This is a genomic window from Ruegeria sp. CDSC085, from assembly GCF_059610465.1.
On sequence record NZ_JBXWNR010000045.1, the window covers coordinates 1 to 5,017 of the forward strand.

The following is a 5,017-nucleotide window of genomic DNA, read 5'->3' on the forward strand; positions in this document are numbered from 1 at the left end:
TTCGATTTGATCTGCGCGTCTTCCGTTTGCGCCTTTCTTCCAGATTACAGTGGCGCCGTGGCAGTACTGGCGGGTTTGCTCAACAAGGGTGGGCATTTTGTGCAGTGGGATTGGCAAGCGTCAGATGATGACGGCTTTGGATTGACGCTGAATCAAATGAAGGCCGCGCTGGAGGCGGCACGACTAGGCTCCATTCGGGTCGAACAAGTATTCGAAATCAATTCTGATGCGCGGACGATGCCGGTTTTGATGGGAGCGGGCATTCGCAATCCGGAATGAATTTGAGTGTGGATGGGTGACAACCAGTGCGTCCAGTTAGCCGGCCATTGATATTGCTCAAGTGCGTTCAAGACTTTCGGATGAACAGGTACCCTTTCCTTGAAAGCTTCGTGCTCCAGTTCGCCCGATGAGCCTGGACCAGGCAATTCTGCTTCTGGCAGCGAAGCTCAAGTCTGAGTGGTGGCGGAAGTTATTTGGTCAGATTCCACCCCGCCAAATTGAGTCCGGCTGATCACCTGATCCGCGCAAGCGCGGACTAGGGCCGGACCGTCCGGTCTTTGGCCTCCGCCAATTCAACAGGGCGACTTGCACCGCTAGCGGCCCTCCATTCTTTAGGACGAGTGTCATACCGGTTGAGAAAGGACACCCCGCACTCCGCACTCGAAACTGTGCGCCGCGCCTGCGTCGGACCGAAGCAATGTTGCTGCCATAAACTACATCGCTACGTTCAAATGACCCGCGTGCAACGATCCCAGAAATTTTTGCCTTTTCACTTGGCCTGACAGTTTCAAACTCGTTGCCTCAGAAAATCCTAGGCTGCCGTGTTTCTGAAGGGATGAACATAAGCGGGCAGTCGGGGAAGACGCGCGGTGCCCGGTCCGGGCATCGCGCTTCAACAGGGGATTTCCCCTGCGCCTGCGGCGCATTCCGCGCGGACCAAATTCCCTGCTGACGTCCCCTTGATGCCCGCTTTTCCCATGTTCACCGAAACACGTCATAGCGAGGATCAAACAATGGCAACTCAAACTCTGAAACTGAACGTCAAGACCGGTGAAAAAGAAGGCAAAAACTTCTGGGATCGTTGCGGGGTTCTCTTCGTCAACACCGATGAGACTGGCAACATCACCTCGATCCAGGTCAAGCACAGCATGTTCCCCGGCGTCGAGATGGTGGCCTTCCCGAAGCGCACCGATGACGATCCCGTCACCGAATGACATAAGGGCAGGGCGGCACAAGCCGCCCTTTCTTCTGCTCCGGCCAAAACCCGGACCACAGATGCGCCACGTGTGGCGCGCGGTCCAAGGACCGGGCAGGGGCGGTGACCTTCCGCGGTGCGGCAGCTCTCAACCCTGCCACACCCGCCGCGCATGCGGCGGGAAACTGAGCGCGCTGAGGCGCGCGGAAAATGCCATACTGAACTTGAACGTGCCGGTATGTGACGGGCGCTGTTCGTGCAGCCCATGCGGTGCATGATTGCCCTGCGCCGGTCCACCGGCACCCACGCCTGCTGGCTGGAAAAGGGGCGGGACCCTTTTCCCGGCGTGGAGATTGCCTCCAAGAGCAAAACTGCTCCGAGGGCGATTTGAGAAAATGCGGATTTCTAAAATCACCCCCGGTTTCCTCTTGGAGTGTATGACAGGATAAGGTAGTTGTGTTACAAACTCAAAATACAACCTGAGATAGATTTTGAATGAGCGAGCGCAGACCCTCTGACACCACCGTCTTTTCCGTGCGATTGCCCGTGGATGCGTTGGAGCGTCTGGAGGCAGCCGTGGACGCGCTCGGGATCAAGAGCCGCAACCAGATCATCCAGCGTTTGATCTATCGCCTGATCGGTTATCTCGATCCTGACCCCGCTGTTGTGGATCTCTGGCAGAAGCATTTGCGGCAGGTTCAGGGCGGGTACACCAACCTCAACCAGCTTGCGAAATCGGCCAAGCGCGGCACGGTGATCTGGACGGATGACGACCGCCGCGACGTCGAAAATCTCCATCGCGCGATCATCCAGCACCGGCAAGACCTGAAGGCGATGATCACAGCGGCCCGCCGAAACCGAGAGCCAGAATCCGCCATTCGCCGGATCTTGCGTGACGACGATTGGGCACCTGAAGAATGAACGCCGCAGCCCACGGTCTGACAGCCGGAGACTTCCTGGAACTTGCCTTCCGTGAGGCTCAGAAAGGTGTCGATCATTCTAAGCGCATCAGTCAACAATTGCAGACCGCCAAACGCATGAAGTTCATGGTTTCGCGGGCCTCATCCATCAAAGCACGGCTTGGTGCCGTGGTTGGAAAGCCCGAGGCGGTTGTGAAACACGTCCGCAAAGGCGGGGTGAAAAACGCGCATGAGCTGCGCCGCCAGATCAACTATCTGACCGTCAGGGCAGAGGGCGTGTTGGACATCCGAGACAATGGCGTGACCCCGCTCGATGCGGATCAGGTCAGTGATTTGATCGAGACTTGGGCCGAGGATTTCAACGGGAAAACCAACTACGGTTACACCCGTCACATGATCGTTTCTTTTCCCGAAGGCACCTATCCGGACGCCGCTCATGAGGCCGGTTTGGAGTTCGCAGATCGGCTATTTGGCAGCGGTGATTTTGGCGATACCTGGGACTACCTGACTGTGTTCCACAACGACACTGACAACCCCCATGTCCACATCGTTGTGAACAACCGAGGCGTCGAACATGGGCAGTGGTTGGCTATGGGTATGAGCAGCGAAATGAACATCGACGTCCAGCGCTCTATCCAGGTCGAGGTTGCTGAGGAATACGGAATTGAGCTGACCGCAACGACCCGCCTTGAGCGCGGATTGCGGCAGGAAGTTGAGACGGACACGTGGAGAGTTCAGGCCGGAATGTCGGTTGTTGAAAGCACTCCGGAAGTCGAAGTTACGGCCCGCGACATGGCCGCCGATGTGATGACCCTATCCATCGCAAGAATGTCGGATCTGTTTGATGAGCGCGCCAACGCCATCAAAGACCGGATCGAAGAGTTTGCCATCCAACTCGTTGAAAGTGAGGAACCTATGGTATCGAGAATGGAACATCTACTAGACCAAGCCCATCATTTTGATGATTACGGTGAGCCGGGAGACTCGTCTTATGTGTCCCCCGAAGTCATGAGCAACTTGCGGCGGCACATCGAATTAGGCGGTTCTGAGGAAACAATCGCGCCCGAGCTGAAGGCTCAGGTTGTCGCCCATATCAGCGACGTTCGGGACAACGAACAGAGCCATCCGTATCTGTCTGCCCTTGCTGATATTGTCGATGACAAAGAGTTCCAGGCGTCCGCAGATTATGCCCCGGCAGCACGCCGCTACGAGGTCTATATGCAGGACACCTTGGGCGAGGGGGCCTATGAGGACTTCCAGATTCAGACCAAAGAATTGCTGCAATCCATCGACAAGATGGAAGGTCTTGCTCGTGAGGTTGACGACCCAAATCTGCGTGTCGCCATGGACATTCAGATTGGCGAGCTGAAGGGCGACGTTGCGGATCTGCGCACTAATGATCCAGACCTTCAAGCCTTCATCATCGAGGACCGCCGCTATTCAACGATGATGGGAATGGGCACCGCCGAAATGGATGTCTTGGATTATCCAGAGGCCGACAAGTGGGCGGCGATCCGCAAGGAAGTCACCGACACGGCCAGCAGCTACGGCCTCGATGGCGAGGCATTTGTTGCCCGCTTTGGCGATCATCACAACGTCACTTTGGGTACTACAATGGGATGGCGCAGCGACGACATTTTGACCGCAACGGCCCACTTCCAGGCTCAGGGATTGTCGGACAGCCACGACCGCGCTGAGGCCGTTGTTGACGAGCTGCACCAGCTTGCTTCTTCCAGGATCATCGCAATCTCAGAAGAACTCTCGGATGTTCACGCCCATGCCACGCACCCGCTCTTGCAAGGGCGCGGCGACGATGACGGACACAGCTTGTAAGGACATAGCCCGGTCTGCCTGATGAGCGCGCCAACGCCCCAGGCAGATCCATCACAGAGTTTTCCATCAACTCGCAAAGGAAAAACTATGGTTTCGCGTACAGACTATCTTTTGAACGAAGTCGAACACTTCGCACCCTATTCCCAATTCGATCAATCCGCCCCGCGCGAGGATCGCGTTTCAGAGCAGATCGACATCATCAAGAAAGAACAGCAGGCGATGGGCTTTGATCGTGCAGCCATCGCTTCAAAGAGCTTCGACATCGAGGACCAGGCCAACCGCCGTGTTGACGAACACACGGCGCAACAAAATCTGGTCGAAGAACTGAAAATCGAATTGGAGGCTGCGGAGCGGTCAGGGGAGCCGGTTGATCTGAACGATATGCAGGCTTTGGTTTCTCAGCACATGAACGATGCTCAGGAATACGACCTGTATCATCCCTACTATTCGTCCCTTGCTGACCTGTCCGGCGACAAAGGTTTTCAGGATTCCGACGACTACCAGTCGCCCGGTGATCGCTATGTTCAGTATATGCAATCCGCTCTGGGTCAGGCCGGTTTCGAGAACTACGAACAGCAGACCAAGGACATTGTGAACTCCATCGAGAACATGGAGGCTCTTGCACGTGAGGTCGAAGATCCGCATCTGCGTGCCGCAATGGACGTGCAGATCGGAGAGCTGAAGGGCGATGTTGCCGAGCTACGCCCATACGACACCGACCTGCAGGCGTACACTGTTGCTGACGACATTTACACCACATCCATGAATGCGGCCGAGTTGGACAACTTGGACCCGACAGAAGCCGAAAAGTGGCTGGCTGTGCGTGATGACATTGTGGCGACCGCCAACAGCTTCGGTCTCGACGGAAACAAGTTCCTGGCCCGCTATAACGATCATGACAGCGTTTCAGTCGGCACCACGGCGACTTGGCGAGACGCGGACATTTCCACCGCTGCCGCCCATTTTAATAGCCAAGGCGTTCCGGACAGCTACGAGCGCGCCGAGGCCGTTGTCGGTGAGCTGCATCAAGTTTCATCCAGCAAGATTGCCGCCGTGGTGCAAGAGATTG

4 protein-coding genes and 1 pseudogene are annotated in these 5,017 nt (G+C 56.4%); all 5 read left to right on the top strand.

Annotation, left to right across the window (positions count from 1 at the left end; genetic code table 11):
• Nucleotides 1-279, top strand: a pseudogene (locus AC2FJB_RS22680) (class I SAM-dependent DNA methyltransferase); the annotation flags it as partial.
• A gap of 734 nt (nt 280-1,013) precedes the next feature.
• Complete coding sequence (locus AC2FJB_RS22685) at nt 1,014-1,214, top strand: hypothetical protein (RefSeq protein WP_142638766.1); 201 nt, start codon at nt 1,014-1,016, stop codon at nt 1,212-1,214.
• Between the two features lie 476 nt (nt 1,215-1,690).
• Nucleotides 1,691-2,116 carry a ribbon-helix-helix protein, CopG family gene (locus AC2FJB_RS22690; RefSeq protein ID WP_496674180.1) on the top strand — a complete coding sequence of 142 codons (426 nt, stop codon included), beginning with the start codon at nt 1,691-1,693 and terminating at the stop codon, nt 2,114-2,116.
• On the top strand, nt 2,113-3,948 hold the full coding sequence (locus tag AC2FJB_RS22695; RefSeq protein ID WP_496721205.1) for a relaxase/mobilization nuclease domain-containing protein: 1,836 nt from the start codon (nt 2,113-2,115) through the stop codon (nt 3,946-3,948). The genes AC2FJB_RS22690 and AC2FJB_RS22695 overlap by 4 nt, the downstream gene beginning before the upstream one ends.
• Before the next feature lie 87 nt (nt 3,949-4,035).
• A partial coding sequence (locus AC2FJB_RS22700) for a hypothetical protein (RefSeq protein WP_496721203.1) occupies nt 4,036-5,017 on the top strand: 982 nt, incomplete at its 3' end.

Excerpts from the sequence above, each read along its gene's own strand:
- AC2FJB_RS22695 (WP_496721205.1), top strand. The coding sequence starts at position 2,113 with ATGAACGCCGCAGCCCACGGTCTGACAGCCGGAGACTTCCTGGAACTT.
- AC2FJB_RS22690 (WP_496674180.1), top strand. The coding sequence starts at position 1,691 with ATGAGCGAGCGCAGACCCTCTGACACCACCGTCTTTTCCGTGCGATTG.
- AC2FJB_RS22685 (WP_142638766.1), top strand. The coding sequence starts at position 1,014 with ATGGCAACTCAAACTCTGAAACTGAACGTCAAGACCGGTGAAAAAGAA.